Here is a 16,913-nt window from a genome sequence, read left to right on the forward strand (position 1 = left end):
CTCGATTCAGGTCGGTGGCAGATTGACGCTGTCGCGGATGATCACGGTCGGGCGGTTCTGCAAGCTTTGGTGGATCCAGGCAAGATAACTGCCGATGATGCCGAGGATGATAAACAGCACCCCGAACAAGAACGACAGGATCCCCACGGTGGAGGCCCAGCCCGAAACCGTCTCCCCTCGGAAGTACCGCGCCAGCACGTAAGTAATCTCGATAAAGGCCAGGAGACTGGTGGCGATCCCGAGCCAAATCCCGATGCGCAGCGGCTTGGTCGAAAACGATATGATGGCGTCGCCGGCGAAGCTGAGCATCTTTCGCAGCGTGTATTTGCTCGACCCGTGTAAACGCCGCTCGGGCTGGAAGGGCACTACCGTCGCAGGAAAACCCAGCCACTGGACCGCACCCCGCAAGAAAAGCTCCGCGGCTTTGAGATTCACCAAGGCATCGACCGCGGTGCGGTCGAGAAGCCGGAAGTCGGAGTTGCCTTCGGCCATCGGCACCTCGGCGAGGATCGAGAACAACTTGTAGAAGTACCTTGAGGTGAATCGCTTGAAGCGACCGGCCACCTCTTCATCGTGCCGTTGGGTGTTCACCACCTTGTAACCCTGCCGCCAAGCTTCATAGAGCGAAGGGATAAGCTCTGGGGGATGTTGTAGATCGCCGTCCATGCTGACCACGGCCTGGCCGCGAGCAAGCTGGAGTCCCGCCAGGAGGGCGCGCTGGTGACCAAAATTCCGCGATAGCGACACGCCTATTACGGCAGGGCTTTCGGCGGCAAGCCTAGCAATCCGCTTCCAGGTCGCGTCGCGGCTGCCATCATCGACGAGGACAATTTCATAGGTCGCGCCGATCCCCTCCAGCACGGCAACGAGCTCCCGCACCAATGGATCGACGCTGCCTTCCTCGTTGCACATGGGGACCACGACCGAAAGCGCGGGCCGCGCCTGAGCACCGGCCCCAACCTCTACTGCCGGCGGCGTCAAGGCGCTAAACGCGTGGACCGGAAACGGCGGGTAAGTATTTCGACCATGCTCGCCAAGGGCTCGAGATAAACTTTTGCGAGCGTTGGGTGGTATTGCGGCGCTCCGATGCCGACACCGAAGATGAGATGCTTGCGGATGTCTTCGCTCGGCAGGACCAGGGTGCCGAACATCCAGTCCCAGATCGCGAACACTTCCCCATAATTCCGATTCCAGTGCTCGGGCCGAGCGCTGTGATGGATTTGATGATGCGCGGGGCTGATGAAAATATGGTTGAGCACGGGGCCGAAAGAAAACCAAATATGGGAATGGCGCAAGTTCGCGCCGAAGATCCGGAACAGCGCGGAGATGGCGTTGATGCCGAGGATCGTCAGCGCCTCGATCTCGCCCAGAAACAGAAAGATGGTGATCCCTTGAAATACGCCCAGCACCGGCGCCCTGATGAATAACTTGACGATGTTATAGAACGGGTGCTTGCGAAAATAGGTAAACGGGGTCAGCACTTCCGCGGAATGGTGCACTCGATGGATCGGCCAGAGTAAATCCACTTGGTGATGCAGCCGGTGGTTGATATACGAGACGAGATCGCTTACCAGGGCGTAGACGATGGTAAATGCGAGGATGACCCCGCCGCCGATCGGAAAACCTTGCCAGGTCGTCGCGAACGCGGAAGCGAGCACGCCGATGACGTAACTCGCGACGAGGGCGGCGCTGAACATCTCGGCGACGGGCCCGAAGGTCACAGGACCGATGAAGCGGTAGCTAATGAATATCTTGTAATCGACGATCGCGGACGGATGCGTATAGATCCGCTTCGGGAAAACAAACTTGATAAACTCCGCGAGACGGAGCGCGCCATCCCGCTGGTAATAACGCTTATAGGCGATGGCGGCTAACAGCAGCGCCGAGAGCAGAAACACCCAATACAGGCGGTTACCGGGATTGAAGAGAGACCGTACGATGTCCAAGCTTTCATCCAGGATCCACCCGGCAAACCGCTCGCAATAGTCCAACAGGCTGTGGATCATTATTTCAGAAATCCCTCATGTCGTTACCGATTGGGCCTGCGAGCGTGCCGCATAGATGCGCCACGCGTTGGCGTTATTCAACCCGCCATCGGCCCCCGCCCTTCAATTTCCTATTATGCAGGAATAAGTTATTGTTGTTGCACTCCCCGCCTTCGGGGTGGCTTCCCTTAAGACACCGAAGGCACAAGAAGTTCTCGGGATCGGGAGCGGCCAGCTTCCCCGCCTCACCGTTGCCGACCCGAAAATTCGCCCGATTCTAGGCCGAGGCCTCGCATGTTTGACAACTTACTAGCCTCGCACTACTCTGCATCTTGACAAAAAAAGGGCGTTTATTTTTCCAGCGCGGCCTCTGGCCGAACCCAATGCCAGACGAAACTTCTTTGCCAAATGCAAAGAAGTCACGGTGAAAGAATATATGTCCATGAATGTCGTCTCGCCGGTTCCATTATCGCTGAATCGACGCCAGTATGCGCGGGCGACTGCTCGCCGGGTCGCGCTGGTCATGTTGTCGCTCACCGTTCTTTACCCGCGAACTGCGGTTCCTCAGCCGAGCGACCTTACGATCGAATCAGAGGAGGCAGCTTTTCTGGCTGAAGGCAAGAGCATCAAAACTGAAAGAAGGCACGCCGTACCGAGCGGTGCCGCCAACCCGAGGAAGCCATTCCAGTTATTGGGACAGAACGTCAAGCCTGGCTCGATTGAACGGCTTTTCTGGGCGCCTTTCTCCGGCATCACCGAGGCGACGCCCGTCGTCGTAGTAAGGGGCGTCACGCCCGGGCCGACGCTGTGTCTGACCGCTGCTGTCCACGGTAATGAGATCAACGGTATCCAGATCGTGCAGCGAATCATACACTCGCTCGAACCGGACAAATTGAGCGGCAATGTCATCGCGGTGCCGATCGTGAACCTGCAAGGGTTTCGCCGAAAATCCCGTTATCTGTCGGATAGGCGTGACCTGAACCGATACTTTCCGGGCCATCCGCAGGGCAGCGCGGCCGCCAGGATAGCTTACTCGTTCTTCCACGGGATCGTGATGCAATGCGACGCGCTAGTCGACATTCACACCGGATCGTTGCAGCGTCCGAACCTGACACAGTTGCGCGCCAACGCGCTTAAGCCCGCGGTTAAACGACTGACACAAGGCTTTGGCCCGATCGCCGTCTTACAGAGCAAGGGGGTCCGTGGGACATTGCGCCGCGCTGCTGATGCCGCAGGCGTGCCTGCCGTGACACTGGAACTCGGCGAATCGCACCGGATCCAGCCCGTCAAAGTGGAGCAAGGGTACAGGGGGATTCAATCCCTGATGGCCGCGTTGGAGATGGTCGCTGAGAAAAAGCCGGCCGCCGAAGCCCCTTTATTCTTCCATCGTTCGAAATGGGTTCGCGCCAACGACGGCGGTTTATTCTTGTCGCGCGTCAGCCTGGGGGAGGCCGTACGCGCCGGGCAGCTATTGGGCATCGTGACCGACCCCATCAGCGAGGAGCGTAATGAGATCTTGTCTTCCCATGATGGACGCGTGCTGGGCATGGCCATCAATCAGGTCGTCATGCCGGGCAATAGGTTGTTTCGGATCGGGATGCAAACGCAGAAGCCGGTAAAAAATCCGCTGGCTGCCGGTGGACGCAAGGAACGGCAGCGCTACTAGCCCCCGGCACGCGATGAACCCGATACGCGGGCATATCGCCGTTGATGTTTCTGACCTGTTCGCAAGCTGAGGCAAGAGATTAAGACAAATTCCGAACCAACGTGTGGTAGTGCGTGATATCGAGGTCTGTACCGGATGCCCGATATGCCGTATTGACCATGTCATGGGGCTTGAGCTTGTCGCGGAATCCGTGGAATCACAGACCACCGTGGAGATGCTACGGAAGGTCGGCGTAAATTATGGGCAAGGAAACGGGATCGCCCCGCCCATTCCCCTTCGTGATGCCATCAAGCATCTTATCCCGCAGAAAGACCCTGCCCTCAGGATACCCTGGTTCGGCGCCTGCCCGCGTGGCCTACGCAGGCCGGCACGCACAGCGTGTAATTTCGATCCTCCCCCTGACGCCGCGATCCGATGGGCGGCCCGGCCGGGCTTGCGGCGGCGAAGCGGTGCCGCCCGTGAATCGTGCATAAGTTACAAACCAGGTGGTAATTTTTCGCAGAACTCTCCGTTCCTGTCGCTTATTCTAGCGAGCGTCATGACTACCCGCAGCCTAATCTTCCCGCGTTTAGCGTCGATAGGGAACATCGGCGTGCGCTAAATCCATTGGCACACAATCCGCGTAGAGATCGGTGAGAATCCGGAACTTCACGATGCGAACCGAGGTGAGAGGCGAACGAGAGATGAAGACGTTCGAGGCGATGGCGGCAAGCACCGGCGAGTTCGCGCGGCTGTTAAACCATCATTATGGAGACGGCACCGTCTATGTACCGAGCGGAGGATCGCTCCAGCTCTACCACGCCTGCGTCGACGTTGGGCTCATAACCGAGGACGGGTTCATTACCCGCCAAGGCCGGGAGCTCATTGCCCGTTCCCCGACTTAGCAGCCGTTCTTAATCCCCCGATTACCGCTACGGTGCCCGGGGGCGGTATCATCCACCTCGGCGCTACGCTCACCGGCCCCAGAGTCATCCAAGCTACCCCCCCCGGCCGCGCGCGAGCATGGCATTGCGAGTTTTTTGTGTCTATCATGAGCGCCTTTTAGCAAGGGGAGAATGACATGAGCTTTGCGGAGCATTTTCAGAACGGCGAGACCTGGAAGCGAGGCGCTTACATGTTGCTGTTTGCGGTCCTCTATACCGCCGCCGAGCTCGTCGCTTGGGGAGTCGCGCTGTTCCAGTTCGGTTCAAAGCTCGTCACCGGGGACATCAATCCGCGCCTCGTGGATTTTGGCCAGCGGCTCAGTACCTATATCTATCAGCTATTGGTGTATGTGACTTTCAAGTCGGACGATAAGCCTTATCCCTTCAGCGATTGGCCCGCGGCGTAGTGACGCGTTTACGTTAAACCATTTGTCATGGAGTTTTCCGAACGCCTGCCGGCATACCCCGCGGCCGGCGCCTCAGCATCCGTGCAAGTAGATCTAGCCCTCGGATTTACCGCGGTTGCGTATGCGGACTTATACGAGCCCCACCGGCTACGGGATTTGCTTGCTGTTTTCGATGATTACGTCGCGGACCGAAACCCCGCTCTGGCTACCGAGTTCGGGCGATACCGCGCCACATTGGGCGAAGGACTGCCGCCGCAAACGATATCGGACTTGCTCGTGCGCATGGCGCCCTACGTCGGGGGATTTGTCGCCAAGCTCTTCGGGGTCGCGAGCGAGCGCGACCGCCAGCGTGCTGCCATACAAGAAGAACTGGACACGGTTTTTGTCTTCCGCAACGAAGTCCTGGCGCAAGCGCAAGAAAAGTTCAGGCCGGAGGATCTGATCACCTGGGACCTCCAGCAATTGCAGCGGCAAATCGAGATTCTTAAACACATCATCGCTCCCGGCGCCCACGCGAGCGATCCTGAGCGGGCCCTCGCCGGCGTCGCGAGCAAGCTTTGGCGTCTGCGCGAGCGCTGTGCCGCACGGACCTCTAGGCAAGAACCGGCGGACAAGCGCTTAGAGCAAGACCTGTGCGCCGTTCGCGCCCGTATCGAGGCCGACCCCGAAGCGCGGGCGGCCTTTGCCGGTTGCTTAATCGAAACGCGCGCGCATGCGTTCGTTCTTCTGCTGCTCGATCGCATCGAGCGCTGGAGCTTCGCCGCACGCCACGATGCGGGATTAAACGCAACCGTGGCGAATTGGGTAAGCTTCAAGCAACCAAAGAAAACCGACTTCCAGCACCTGGTCCATGCCGAGCAGCGCCAACGCGACGGCTATCAGGCCCTCAGCGGACCGATGGCGCGACGCCGGCGGCGCGACGGCTTTGGTCTGACCGATGCCCGCTACGACGAGCGCCACGTGCTATATGAAGTAGATCACTGTATTTATTGTCACGACCGCGATACCGATTCCTGTTCCAAGGGCATGCGCAACCGCAGAGACGGAAGCTACAAGATCAACCCGCTCGGGGTGACGATCACCGGCTGCCCGCTGGAGGAGAAGATCTCCGAAATGCACGTGCTCAAGCGGCAGGGGGACAATATCGGAGCGCTCGCGCTTATCATGATCGACAATCCGATGTGCCCGGGCACGGGTCACAGGATCTGCAACGACTGCATGAAGGGATGCATCTACCAGAAGACCGAGCCCGTCAATATTCCACAGATCGAAACCAATGTCCTGACCGAGGTTTTGTTCATGCCGTGGGGGTTCGAGATCTACGGGCTTTTCACGCGCTGGAATCCGCTCAATGTCAAACGCCCGGTGGCCCTGCCCTATAACGGTAAGAATGTGCTCATCGCCGGCCTCGGCCCCGCCGGCTACACCTTGGCCCATTACCTTCTCAACGAGGGGTTCGGCGTGGTCGGCATCGATGGTTTGAAGATCGAGCCTCTGCCGCGAGACCTGAGCGGCGATTGGAGTCAGCCACCGCGGCCGGTCCGGGATTTTGGCGAGCTTTACGAGGACTTGGATACCCGCGTCATGACGGGTTTCGGCGGGGTGGCGGAATACGGCATCACCGTGCGTTGGGACAAGAACTTTCTCAAGGTCATCTATCTCACGCTCGCCCGGCGGCGGACGTTTCGCTGCTACGGCGGCATCCGTTTCGGCGGCACGCTGACCATCAACGAGGCCTGGGATCTCGGGTTTCACCATATCGCCGTCGCCAGCGGCGCCGGCAAACCCACGATAATCGAGCTTGGGAATAACCTCATGCGCGGGATCCGCAAGGCCTCGGATTTTCTCATGGCGCTGCAACTGACCGGCGCCGCCAAACATTCCTCCCTCGCCAACCTTCAGGTGCGTCTGCCCGCGGGGGTCATTGGCGGCGGACTCACCGCGATCGACACGGCGACCGAGCTGCTCGCTTATTATCCGGTACAGGTCGAGAGGGTCCTGCGCCGTTACGACGTGCTAGCGAAGCGTTATGAAGAGCAATCCGTGCGTGCCCGTTACGACGAAGAGGAACTGCTGATCCTGGATGAATTGCTTGATCACGGACGCGCCGTACGCGCCGAGCGCTCGCGCGCTCTTGCGGTCGGCGAAACCCCGAATTTCCTGCCGTTGCTCGAACAATGGGGCGGCGTGACATTATTCTACCGCAAGGGTCTGCGCGACGCTCCGGCGTACAGACAGAACCACGAGGAGATCGAGAAGGCGCTGGAAGAAGGCATTGCCCTCGCGGAAGGCATGAGTCCTAGCGAGGCCATTGGCGATCGCTTCGGCCATCTGCGGGCGGTGCGTTTCGAGCGTCTGGCTCCAAAGGACGGCCGCTGGATCGCCGCGGACGATGCGGTTGAAGTGCCGCTGCGCAGCCTTTTCATTGCCGCCGGCACCTCGCCCAATACGATCTATGAGAGCGAACACCCCGGCAGCTTCGAGATGGACGCCAAGGCTCACTTCTATCAAAGATACGAGCCGAATGCGCGCGGGCTGGAAGCGATGCGCGATCTCACCGCGCCGAAAATCGGCAAGCGCGCGCCCTTCACCTCGTATCAGCGGCAAGGTAAGTTTATTACTTTCTATGGGGACAACCATCCCGTGTACGCGGGGAACGTTGTCAAGGCGATGGCCAGCGCCCGTGACGGCTACCCGTACATCGTGAGATTGTTCGAACGCGAGCTGCGCCAACTCGATCCGGCCGATCAGCGCCGCCGCGATCAAGCGCTGCGGGCGTTTCACGCCGCGCTCGATGAGTCGCTGCTCGCGACCGTGGTGGCGGTGCGGCGGCTCACGCCCACCATCATCGAAATCGTGGTCCATGCGCCGATGCAAGCGAGCAAGTTTCGTCCCGGTCAGTTTTATCGAGTTCAAAACCTCGAGACGCTCGCACCAAAGGTGGAAGGCACTGTTTTGGCCGCGGAAGGCTTGGCGCTCACCGGGGCCTCGGTGGACAAGGAGAAGGGGTTGATAGCGCTGATCACCCTCGAGATGGGAAGCTCCTCCCGGCTCTGCCGGTTGTGGCAACCGGGGGATCCGGTCGTAGTGATGGGCGTGACCGGCGCGCCGACCGACATCCCCTCGGGTAAAACCGTCGTGCTCGCGGGCGGCGGATTGGGCAATGCGGTGCTGTTCTCGATCGGTAAAGCCTTGCGCGCGGCCGGCAATCGAGTGATCTATTTCGCCGGTTACAAGAACCGCGATGATGTCTTCAAGGTTGAGGACATCGAGGCCGCGGCGGATGTGATCGTGTGGTCCGTGGATCCCGCACCCACGGTGCGGCCGATCCCGATCACGCGGCCCCAAGACAAGAGTTTCATAGGCAACATCCTCGAGGCCATGGTGGCCTATGCCAAGGGCAAGCTCGGGGATACGCCGATCCATCTGGATGATGTCGACCATATCATCGCCATCGGTTCCGATCGGATGATGGCGGCCGTGAAAGAAGCCCGCGATGGAATACTAAAACCCTATCTGAAACCTAAGCACGTCGCCATCGGCTCGATCAACTCTCCCATGCAGTGCATGATGAAGGGCGTGTGCGCCCAATGCCTGTGCAAGCACATCGATCCCGGTACCGGCCAGGAATATTTTGTCTATTCGTGTTACAACCAGGACCAAGAGCTCGATCGCGTCGACTTTCCGCACTTGAATGCGCGGCTGCGGCAGAACTCCGTTCAGGAAAAGCTCTCCGCCCTGTGGTTGGACTACCTGTTGGAGAAACGCGGCACCCCCAGCGTCTGAATCGCGTGCAGGGCCGCGTACTGGTCATCGCCGGGTCCGATTCGAGCGGCGGGGCCGGAATTCAGGCCGACATCAGGACCATCGCGGCCCTCGGCGGGCGCGCGGCTACCGCGATCACCGCGCTGACGGCGCAAAACACACAGCGCGTCCATGCGATCGTCGGCATCGATCCCGCTTTCGTCGCCCGCCAGGCGGAGGCCGTGCTTCACGACATCGGCGCCGACTGCATCAAGACCGGGATGCTCTACAGCGCGGAGATCATTGACGCCGTCTGCGATCTGATCGAAGCCCAAGCGCCCGGCATCCCCTGGGTGGTCGATCCGGTGATGCTTGCGACTAGCGGCGCGAGCCTTCTCGATCCTCCGGGAATTGGGCGCCTGGTGAGGCGCGTTTTCCCGCACGCGGCTGTTTTAACCCCCAATGTTCCCGAGGCCGAACGGCTCACGGGCATGCGCATTACCACGGACGAGCACATGATCGCCGCCGCCAAGCGCTTGCTCGCACAAGGTCCGCAGGCGATTCTATTGAAAGGCGGCCACAGATCCGGGGATACTATCAGCGATTTCCTAGTTACCGGCGCGGACCTCCAGATATTTCAACATCCTCGCATCGAAACGCCGCACTTGCGCGGCACGGGATGCACGCTGGGCTCCGCCATCGCCACCGGCTTGGCCCAAGGCATGACCATCGGCTCGGCGGTGGCGCGCGCGACGGAGTACCTGCTGTACCGGCTCAGGTCCGGCGACTCCAAATGACGTCGAGCTTGCTCTTCGGGCAGAGCAGGAGCGGGTGCGGTACCGGCTAAAGGTAACTGGTGGAAGCGCATTGCACCCGGCGGCGCGCCATGGCGCTACAAAACCACCGGTTCCCAACCGAGCTCATCCACGATGCGGAACAGATCCGTGTCGCTCACGATACCGACGGGCAAACTGCTCTGTTCTACGACCACACGGCGAATATGCGACTCCACCATCCTGGAGGCGCACTCTTGCAAGGACATGTCGACAGGCACGGTAACCAGAGGTTTGGTAGCGATCTCCTCCACCCTGACGCGCGCCGGGGAACGATTGGCGTGAATAATCCGGCCGATGATATCCCGCTGGGTCATGATTGCCCACAGGCCGTCCCTGCCGGGTTCCACGACCACGCTGCTGATGCCGTGCTCGCGCATCAAGTGCATCACTTGATCGACGAATACCCCGGGCTTCACGGTCCTGATGTGATTCATGATGTCGGCCACCGTATGCGGCGTGCGTCCCGAGGCGCGCATTTCGACGAAGGGCTCCGCAATGCGCCGCGCCTCGCGCTCTTCTCTCTCGGATTGAACGGCCGCGTACCACTCCCTGCGCTGTGCTTCGATATCAACCTTCGCGTTGATCTGATCGATCAACGCATCCGCGAATCGGCTCGTGGAAACTTCGGTCGCGACGTCCATCAAGCGCGCGAAATCATAGGTCACGATCTTCCGCTGAATGACTTCGGGATACGCGAAGGTAATGAGATCCGCTACCTCGTTCCAGCCGATGTATTCGAACATCATGACGCCGCTGAACAAGAGCGAGCCGGGGTTGACCTTATCCTGGTTGGTGTATTTAGGCGCCGTGCCATGGGTGGCCTCGAACACCGCCACGAAGTCGGCCATGTTCGCGCCCGGGGCGATCCCCACCCCGCCCACCTCGGCGGCGATGGCGTCGGAGAGATAGTCGCCATTGAGGTTGGTGGTCGCAATCACGTCGAACTCGTTCGGCCGAAGCAACATCAGTTGAAACATAATATCCGCGATCCGGTCCTTGATGACCACCTTGTCCTTGGGTTGCTTACCGCCGTGGATGCTGTAAAGGTCGGCCTCGGTGATGGTCCAATCGCCGAACTCCTCGCGCGCAACCTCATAGCCCCAGTTGCGGAACGCGCCTTCCGTATACTTTTGAATATTCCCTTTATGTACGAGCGTGACGCTCTCGCGATCGTGATCCAGGGCATACTGGATCGCCTTGCGAACTAGGCGTTTGCTGCCAAAGGCACTGATCGGTTTAACGCCGATTCCGGAGTCATCGAAGAATTCGGCCCCCATCTCATCCTTCAGGAACCGCTCGACCCGTTTGGCTTCGGCGCTCCCGGCCTGATATTCGATCCCCGCGTAAACGTCTTCGGTATTTTCGCGAAAGATCACCACATCCACTAATTCCGGCTGGCGCATAGGCGAAGGCACCCCCGGGTAATAGCGGACCGGGCGTACGCAAGCATAGAGGTCCAGGTCCTGGCGCAGAGCCACGTTCAGCGAGCGTAATCCGCCCCCCACGGGGGTGGTGAGCGGTCCCTTGATCGACACGATGATCTGCTGTAACGCCTCCTTCACCTCGTCGGGAAAGACGTTGCCGTCGTATTTCTCGGCGGCCTTCCCGCCCATGTAGAGTTCCATCCAATGGACCTTGCGCTGGCCGCCGTAGGCCTGCTCGATCGCCGCATCCCAAACTCGCAGACAAGCGCGCATGATATCCGGACCGATACCGTCACCTTCGACGTAAGCGAGGATGGGATGATCGGGGATGACGAGCCGGCCGTTCTCGATGGATAGGCGTTGACCCTGTTGCGGAAACTCGACGTGTTTATAGGCCATTTGACCGGCGACCGAATAAGCTCGGGTGGCGCGCGGCGATTGCTTCCTTCGGACGCCCGCGCGATGCGGGACATTTTCCGCCGTCACGCGGACAATGTCCACGCTGGCGGCGGTGCCCGCTGCTGTCTGACCGCGATTTCCCGGTGCTTTAAGGTAACGCCTTCGCGAGCGCCTTACCGGACTCGATCAAGCGCTCGATCAGGACTTGCTGAAACACTTTGCCCAACCGCAGTTGCGTGGGCAGCGAGGCCCAGTCTCGAACCGGGGCGCCGATCTTCATTACCGTGGCTGCTTGGATAGCGACCACCGTTGCGCTACGGCGTCCCTCGGTGAGATAGCCGATCTCACCGAAACATTCGCCTTCCCCTGATACGGCGATGTCCTTGCCGTCTTTTTGGATTGCAACCTCGCCGGAAACGAGGATATAAAAGGCGGCTCCGGTAGCGCCCTGCTGCAGAATGCACGCGCCCGGATAATAAGACTCCCAGACAGAGATCTTCACAAGATCGCTCACTTCCATCGCCGAGAGGGTCTTGCAAAACTTCAAGGAACGGGCAATCCGGACCTTCTCTTCCTGCGGCAGCGCCAACTGAGGATCGTTGATCTCGTTGGCAAGCGTTTCGAGCTCGGTGCCCAGATCCACCGCACGCTGATAACGAAGCGCCTGATCTTTCTGTAAACAGCGTTTGACGATAGCGGCTAAGCGTTTGGGCACCTCGGGCCGCAACGCTTCGAGGGGCTCCGGATCTTTTTTTAGTATGTTATTGATCACCACCGGTATATCTCGCGCGGCAAACGGCGTCTTTCCGGTGAGTAGCTGATAGCTCACAACCCCGAGTGAAAAAATGTCCGATTGTCCTGTGAGATCGCCCCCTCTCGCCTGCTCGGGCGACATATAGAGCGGGGATCCAAACCAGCCCATAACCTGCGTTTGATCGCTATTAGCGCGCTGCGAGATGCCGAAATCGCCCAATTTAACGACGTCTTTGGAAGTCAGCATAATGTTAGCGGGTTTGATGTCGCGATGGGTGACCCCTTTGCCGTGGGCATACACCAAGGCATCGGTACACTGGCGTATCAGTTTTACTGCCTGCTCGACGGGCAACAGCGTGCTCGCTTCGGTGTAGGTCTTCAGGGTGCGCGCTTGCTCGACGTATTCCATCGCGATATAACACAGACCCTGTTCGTAATTCGCGTCGTAGATCCTGAGAATGTTCGGGTGATCGAGCGCACCCGCGGTCTGGGCTTCATTGAAGAAGAGCTTTTGCTGTTGCCGTGCCTCGACATCTTCCTCGAGGGTCGCCGGTATTTTGCTTACCTTAATCGCAACCTTGCGGTCGATGACGGGATCATAAGCGACGTAAACCGTGGCCATGGCGCCCTGGCCCGCGATCCCTGTGATTTGGTACTTACCGATCTTCGCCGGCAAGGCTGACATTGTATTAACGCTCCGACAAATGCAGCGCTGTTGGCGTCAACTCAACGGCGTAATCCACCCCGATGTTGCGGAGCGCGGTGAGGGCCTCCTCCCCCTCGGCGTTTTCGGCCACGGTCTTGGCGCCGAATAATCGGCCCAGCTCATGCGCCGATTGGACCACCGCGTGCGCCTTTAAATTATGCGTCATGTCGCTGACGAACGTCCCGCTGATCGCGACAAAGTCGACCGGAAGATCGCCAAGAAGCGCATGCTTCGCAGCATTCTGGCCTAAGCACGCCAAGGAGAATCGGCAGCCGAATTCATGCACGGTGCGGATAAAATGGTGTACCGGTTCCGCATTTGCGAGGATCGTGTCCTCGGTGGCTTCAAAGCAAACCTTACCGGGCGGCACCGGATGTTCCGTCAGTAGATTCAGTACATATTCGATTAGCCCCGCGTCGTTCAATGAATCGCTTGACAGTCTAAAGACATACGCGCCCGTCTGCGCGGCCTGGTTGCGATGGGCCCCCATCCACTGAATGCTTTCTCGTAACAGCAAGCGCTCCAGGATGCGAACCTTAGGGGCCAAGCGGGGCGCCTCGTATTCAAGCGGAACCGCGATGACCTCCTCCGCGCATAAAAAGCGCGGGACGATCCGATAAAGGGGCGCCAGGTTTTCCGCCGACTGCAAGGCTGTGACCCGTTGCGCGTAGGGAATGATTGATTCATTGGACAGCGCGTGATCGAGGTAGGTTTCCCAGTCAATTCCTTCCTCGCGCCTGCTCGATATCCCGCCGCATCCTGACAGGTCGAGCTTGTATCCCCCAGCCGCATCTACCTGCTCCGCTAACGAGCGCGCGCGGTCGAGGTGCTCTTCGGCCGCCCCCCCGTGAGGCCCGAACGCGACGACGCCGATATGGACCCGCAATTTCGAAAGCGTGCCCGTCCGTTCAATGGTCACATTCGACAAGGCTTCGTGTTGAGCATGGACTATTGCTTCCCACTGGATGGGATCCCCCGCCGGCAATACCCATGCGAGGCTGGTTCGGTCAAGGCGTGCCAACGTGCCCGGGGCCGGCAGCGACTGCTGCAAGAGCGTGCTTGATCGCTTGAGGATTTCATCGAAGCGCTGAGGGTCTATCCGCTCGTTTGCTTCCGGCGGCGCTTTCAATTGCACGTGACCGAGCATGCCCGTTACGCCTTCCGAGCGCGCCATTGCCGCCCTTAACCGGTGGATAAATGCCTGCCGGTTTTCAAGGCCGGTGGTCCGGTCATGACAGGCGGCATGATGGATGTCATGAAAGACGGAATAGGTCGCAGCGCGAAGCGTCTGATCGATCGCCGTGACCTCGGTGGAACCGGTCAATTTGATTGCGCCACGGCGTAACTGCATGGCTAACTCGTGCAGCGTAAGTGATGCCGCCTTATTTCCCTCCTTGTCCGCGAAAACGAAAAGATTATGGTTCTCACCTATCCAAGCGAGGTAACGGCGCTCGCTCGACCCATGGCGGCCGCGGAAATGAAATGCCTGGCCTACCCGGAACTGTTTCGCGTGTTCGAGCCAGATCAGCCATTCCTTGGGAAAGTCGGGACGCACGCCGTCTGTCTTCGCCTCGGTTCGCTTACCAGCGATGCCCTGTACAACCCGTGACTGCAAGAATGCCTGCTGTTTATTATACGACTCGATTACTTGTGTAACGTTGTTCTCATAGTCACCAACCCGCTGGGCTTCGAGTGCTTGTATGTCAGCCAAGGCTTCTCGTATTGGAGCCGTGCTATCGTTGTCTCCACCGTCGATTCTCGCAGCAAGATGTTCGATCACGTCGCTTAATCTTTGCTGGTGATCCCGGCTTTGCGGTAACGCGTGTTGTAATCGGGCGAGCTCGTTGACAAACCGATAAACCGGATGCGAAGGATCGCTCAAGAACTCCGGCTCGGACAGGGCGAGCTTATGAAGGGGTACCGCTAAGCGCTGAAGCCAGGTTGGGTTACCATTAGTTGCCGCTGCATCACCGCCAATCGAGGTGGTGAGGCGACTCACAACGTCGAGCACATACTCATCGTCCGGGTGTATTGAACGCCGGTCCGCGCCGGCCTCGATCCGGCTTTCCAGAGCAGCGACTAACCCAGCCTTGACGGTCGGGCTCTGACCCGCCCCAGCCGCGGACAGGCTTAACTCGCGTTCTACCGCGGGTAATGCGGCGATTAGATCGGAAGCGTTGTAATACGGTTCGGATCCCGCGAGCGCTGGAAAATCGCCGTGTCCTTGAGCCTGGCGACCCGGATCCTGACTTCCCGGCGGGTAGGTGCCAACGGCATCTTGTCCAATCCACTGCCGGAGTTGCAGTAACTTGCCGGCCGGGTTACGCGGACTCGGGTTGTTGGGTGATGCCCGTGTTCCCTCGCCTACCGGCGGCGTTACGGCGGACTGCACCCGGCGGCCCACCGCACTCCCTGGGTCCGACTGCGTGACGCACGCATCGTGGACACCCGCCCGGGCTAGAGTCTCCGGCGCGACCGGTAATTCGCGTTGGACGCTCTGGTGTGCGGCGGGCGTCCCGTCGAGGTTGGGCAGCACATTGCGTTTTTTTAAGCATTCATTCACCCTATGATAAAAACTACCCAGGTTTGCCAGCAACGATGCGCTCACCGCTGGATAGGTGGCCTGACACTGCCGGGTAGTGAAATCGAGGTTGTGCAATGCATCGCCAATGAGGTTGCACAGGACTACCGGGCCGATCGGATTCGTCGTTCTATCGATCTCTGACCGAGACAGAAATGAGAATCTTTTTTGCAACCGGTAAAGGGCGTCCTTAAACCGCAGTTCGACCCGCACGACCGCTTCGCTCAGCGACAGAAAGTCCTCGAATTCATCTTGTTCTACCAGCACCAGCTCGTTTGCGTTTCGGAGCGGGGTGATCGCCTTGGATGGAAACGCATTGGGCGGCGACCGATCGAGAGAATCAAGCTTACGCGCCAGCGCTTCGGCTAACGCCGGCGCTAACCGGCCGCGGTTGTTGTGGATGAGAGATACCGCGTCGATTAGTTCGCTCTGGGCAACATTGCTCCCTGCAACCTTCGCTTGCTCAAACAGTTGCTCCTCGGCCTTCAGCAAACACTCGGTGCATATCTTGAGCGCGGCATCGGCAACGAGTGTCTTCATCTCTTGGATGATCAATTGCGCTTGAGTGCATTCACGTAGAGCTTGTAGCTTTCCAAGCGGCGCAACGGCCTTATCCCGGCCGGACGCTTCAATAGCCCTCTTTTCGGCGATTCTTTCGAGCGAAGCTAGCGCTTCCTTATGACTTCCAATAACGGCGATGCCGAGGCTGTCACCTACTTTCCAAGCTACGGTTGCAGCCAATTCGTAGGTGACGCTGGTATCATCCAGCGCCCCATTGAAACGCACGCTTATCGGATCTTGGGGGTGTAATTCACATGCTTGGAGTGATGGTGCACGGACATGATCGACCGCCAGCAACATCCCTTGGGCACAAAAATCTCGGATCGTGCACGGGTGCGAGTCGCGATTTGGGCCTATCATCGTCGCGGGCAAATCGATTGCTACCCGTGGCACACGGCGCCGCTCGCTGCCGGGCGGTTCACCGATTTTTCTAAAGGCAGACGCCTGGCTGACCATGACGGGTCGGTAGGTGCAAACCGCATACCGTTCCCGCATTTCGTGCCGCAATGCGCTCCTCCCGAGAACCTTATGCGCAAGGACAAACAAGGATACAACGCCAAGTACCCAAGAATAAAAGCAAATTTCCTAATGGGAACCGGGTCCGAACGGTGCGCCGATAATCGGGCGCATGTGGCCTAAGGGTCGAGCGCCAAAATTCCGCGTCCGACCGATTCGATGTGGCTAGGGTATGGTGGAGCCGGGGTCCATCGAATTAGGTTTGTAAGCTACTGACATCACACACGTTTTCGTTTCTGCCTACAGCAAGTTGCCGCCAAAGTTGCCGTCGTTTGGAGCTCGCTGACCCCCTTTTCCCTGTTTCTGGAGTCATCGAGGAATGCAAAGATACGCCGTGCTTCGCTAGGCCCCCACGATGCAGCTGGCTTTTACCGGGGGAACTCCAAGCACAGCCTCAAGGCCGGGTATCGCC

At 59.2% G+C, this 16,913-nt stretch carries 10 protein-coding genes; 5 read left to right on the forward strand and 5 right to left on the reverse strand.

From position 1 onward, the window contains the following. Positions 1-6 precede the first annotated feature (6 nt). Positions 7-981 carry a glycosyltransferase family 2 protein gene (locus M3436_04465; GenBank protein ID MDQ3563414.1) on the reverse strand — a complete coding sequence of 325 codons (975 nt, stop codon included), beginning with the start codon at positions 979-981 and terminating at the stop codon, positions 7-9. Then, positions 978-2,006 (reverse strand): sterol desaturase family protein, encoded by a 1,029-nt coding sequence (locus M3436_04470; protein ID MDQ3563415.1) that lies wholly within the window; start codon positions 2,004-2,006, stop codon positions 978-980. Before M3436_04470 ends, M3436_04465 begins: the two co-directional genes overlap by 4 nt. Before the next feature lie 403 nt (positions 2,007-2,409). Here M3436_04470 and M3436_04475 point away from each other — a divergent pair, with 403 nt between their 5' ends. The 5 genes from M3436_04475 to thiD all read left to right on the forward strand — a co-directional run bounded on the left by M3436_04475 (position 2,410) and on the right by thiD (position 9,522). After that, positions 2,410-3,651, forward strand: coding sequence for a succinylglutamate desuccinylase/aspartoacylase family protein (locus M3436_04475; GenBank protein MDQ3563416.1), 1,242 nt, complete (start codon positions 2,410-2,412; stop codon positions 3,649-3,651). 683 nt (positions 3,652-4,334) lie between these two features. Then, on the forward strand, positions 4,335-4,535 hold the full coding sequence (locus M3436_04480; protein ID MDQ3563417.1) for a hypothetical protein: 201 nt from the start codon (positions 4,335-4,337) through the stop codon (positions 4,533-4,535). Positions 4,536-4,711: 176 nt separating this feature from the next. Continuing rightward, the gene (locus M3436_04485) at positions 4,712-4,981 is read left to right on the forward strand and encodes a DUF4389 domain-containing protein (protein ID MDQ3563418.1); all 270 of its coding nucleotides are present in this window, start codon (positions 4,712-4,714) and stop codon (positions 4,979-4,981) included. A gap of 27 nt (positions 4,982-5,008) precedes the next feature. Next, a complete protein-coding gene (locus tag M3436_04490) occupies positions 5,009-8,767 on the forward strand; it encodes a pyridine nucleotide-disulfide oxidoreductase (GenBank protein MDQ3563419.1) in 3,759 nt (1,252 codons plus the stop codon). Between the two features lie 5 nt (positions 8,768-8,772). Next, on the forward strand, positions 8,773-9,522 hold the full coding sequence (gene thiD / locus M3436_04495) for a bifunctional hydroxymethylpyrimidine kinase/phosphomethylpyrimidine kinase (protein MDQ3563420.1): 750 nt from the start codon (positions 8,773-8,775) through the stop codon (positions 9,520-9,522). 95 nt (positions 9,523-9,617) lie between these two features. On the opposite strand, the gene icd is transcribed toward thiD, so the two are convergent. The 3 genes from icd to M3436_04510 form a co-directional block, all read right to left on the reverse strand. Then, the gene (gene icd / locus M3436_04500) at positions 9,618-11,384 is read right to left on the reverse strand and encodes an isocitrate dehydrogenase (NADP(+)) (protein MDQ3563421.1); all 1,767 of its coding nucleotides are present in this window, start codon (positions 11,382-11,384) and stop codon (positions 9,618-9,620) included. A gap of 148 nt (positions 11,385-11,532) precedes the next feature. Beyond that, complete coding sequence (locus M3436_04505; GenBank protein ID MDQ3563422.1) at positions 11,533-12,822, reverse strand: serine/threonine-protein kinase; 1,290 nt, start codon at positions 12,820-12,822, stop codon at positions 11,533-11,535. Between the two features lie 4 nt (positions 12,823-12,826). Continuing rightward, positions 12,827-16,492 (reverse strand): DUF1631 family protein, encoded by a 3,666-nt coding sequence (locus tag M3436_04510; protein ID MDQ3563423.1) that lies wholly within the window; start codon positions 16,490-16,492, stop codon positions 12,827-12,829. Positions 16,493-16,913: the final 421 nt, after the last annotated feature.

Source organism: Pseudomonadota bacterium, assembly GCA_030859565.1.
Lineage (GTDB): Bacteria > Pseudomonadota > Gammaproteobacteria > JACCXJ01 > JACCXJ01 > USCg-Taylor.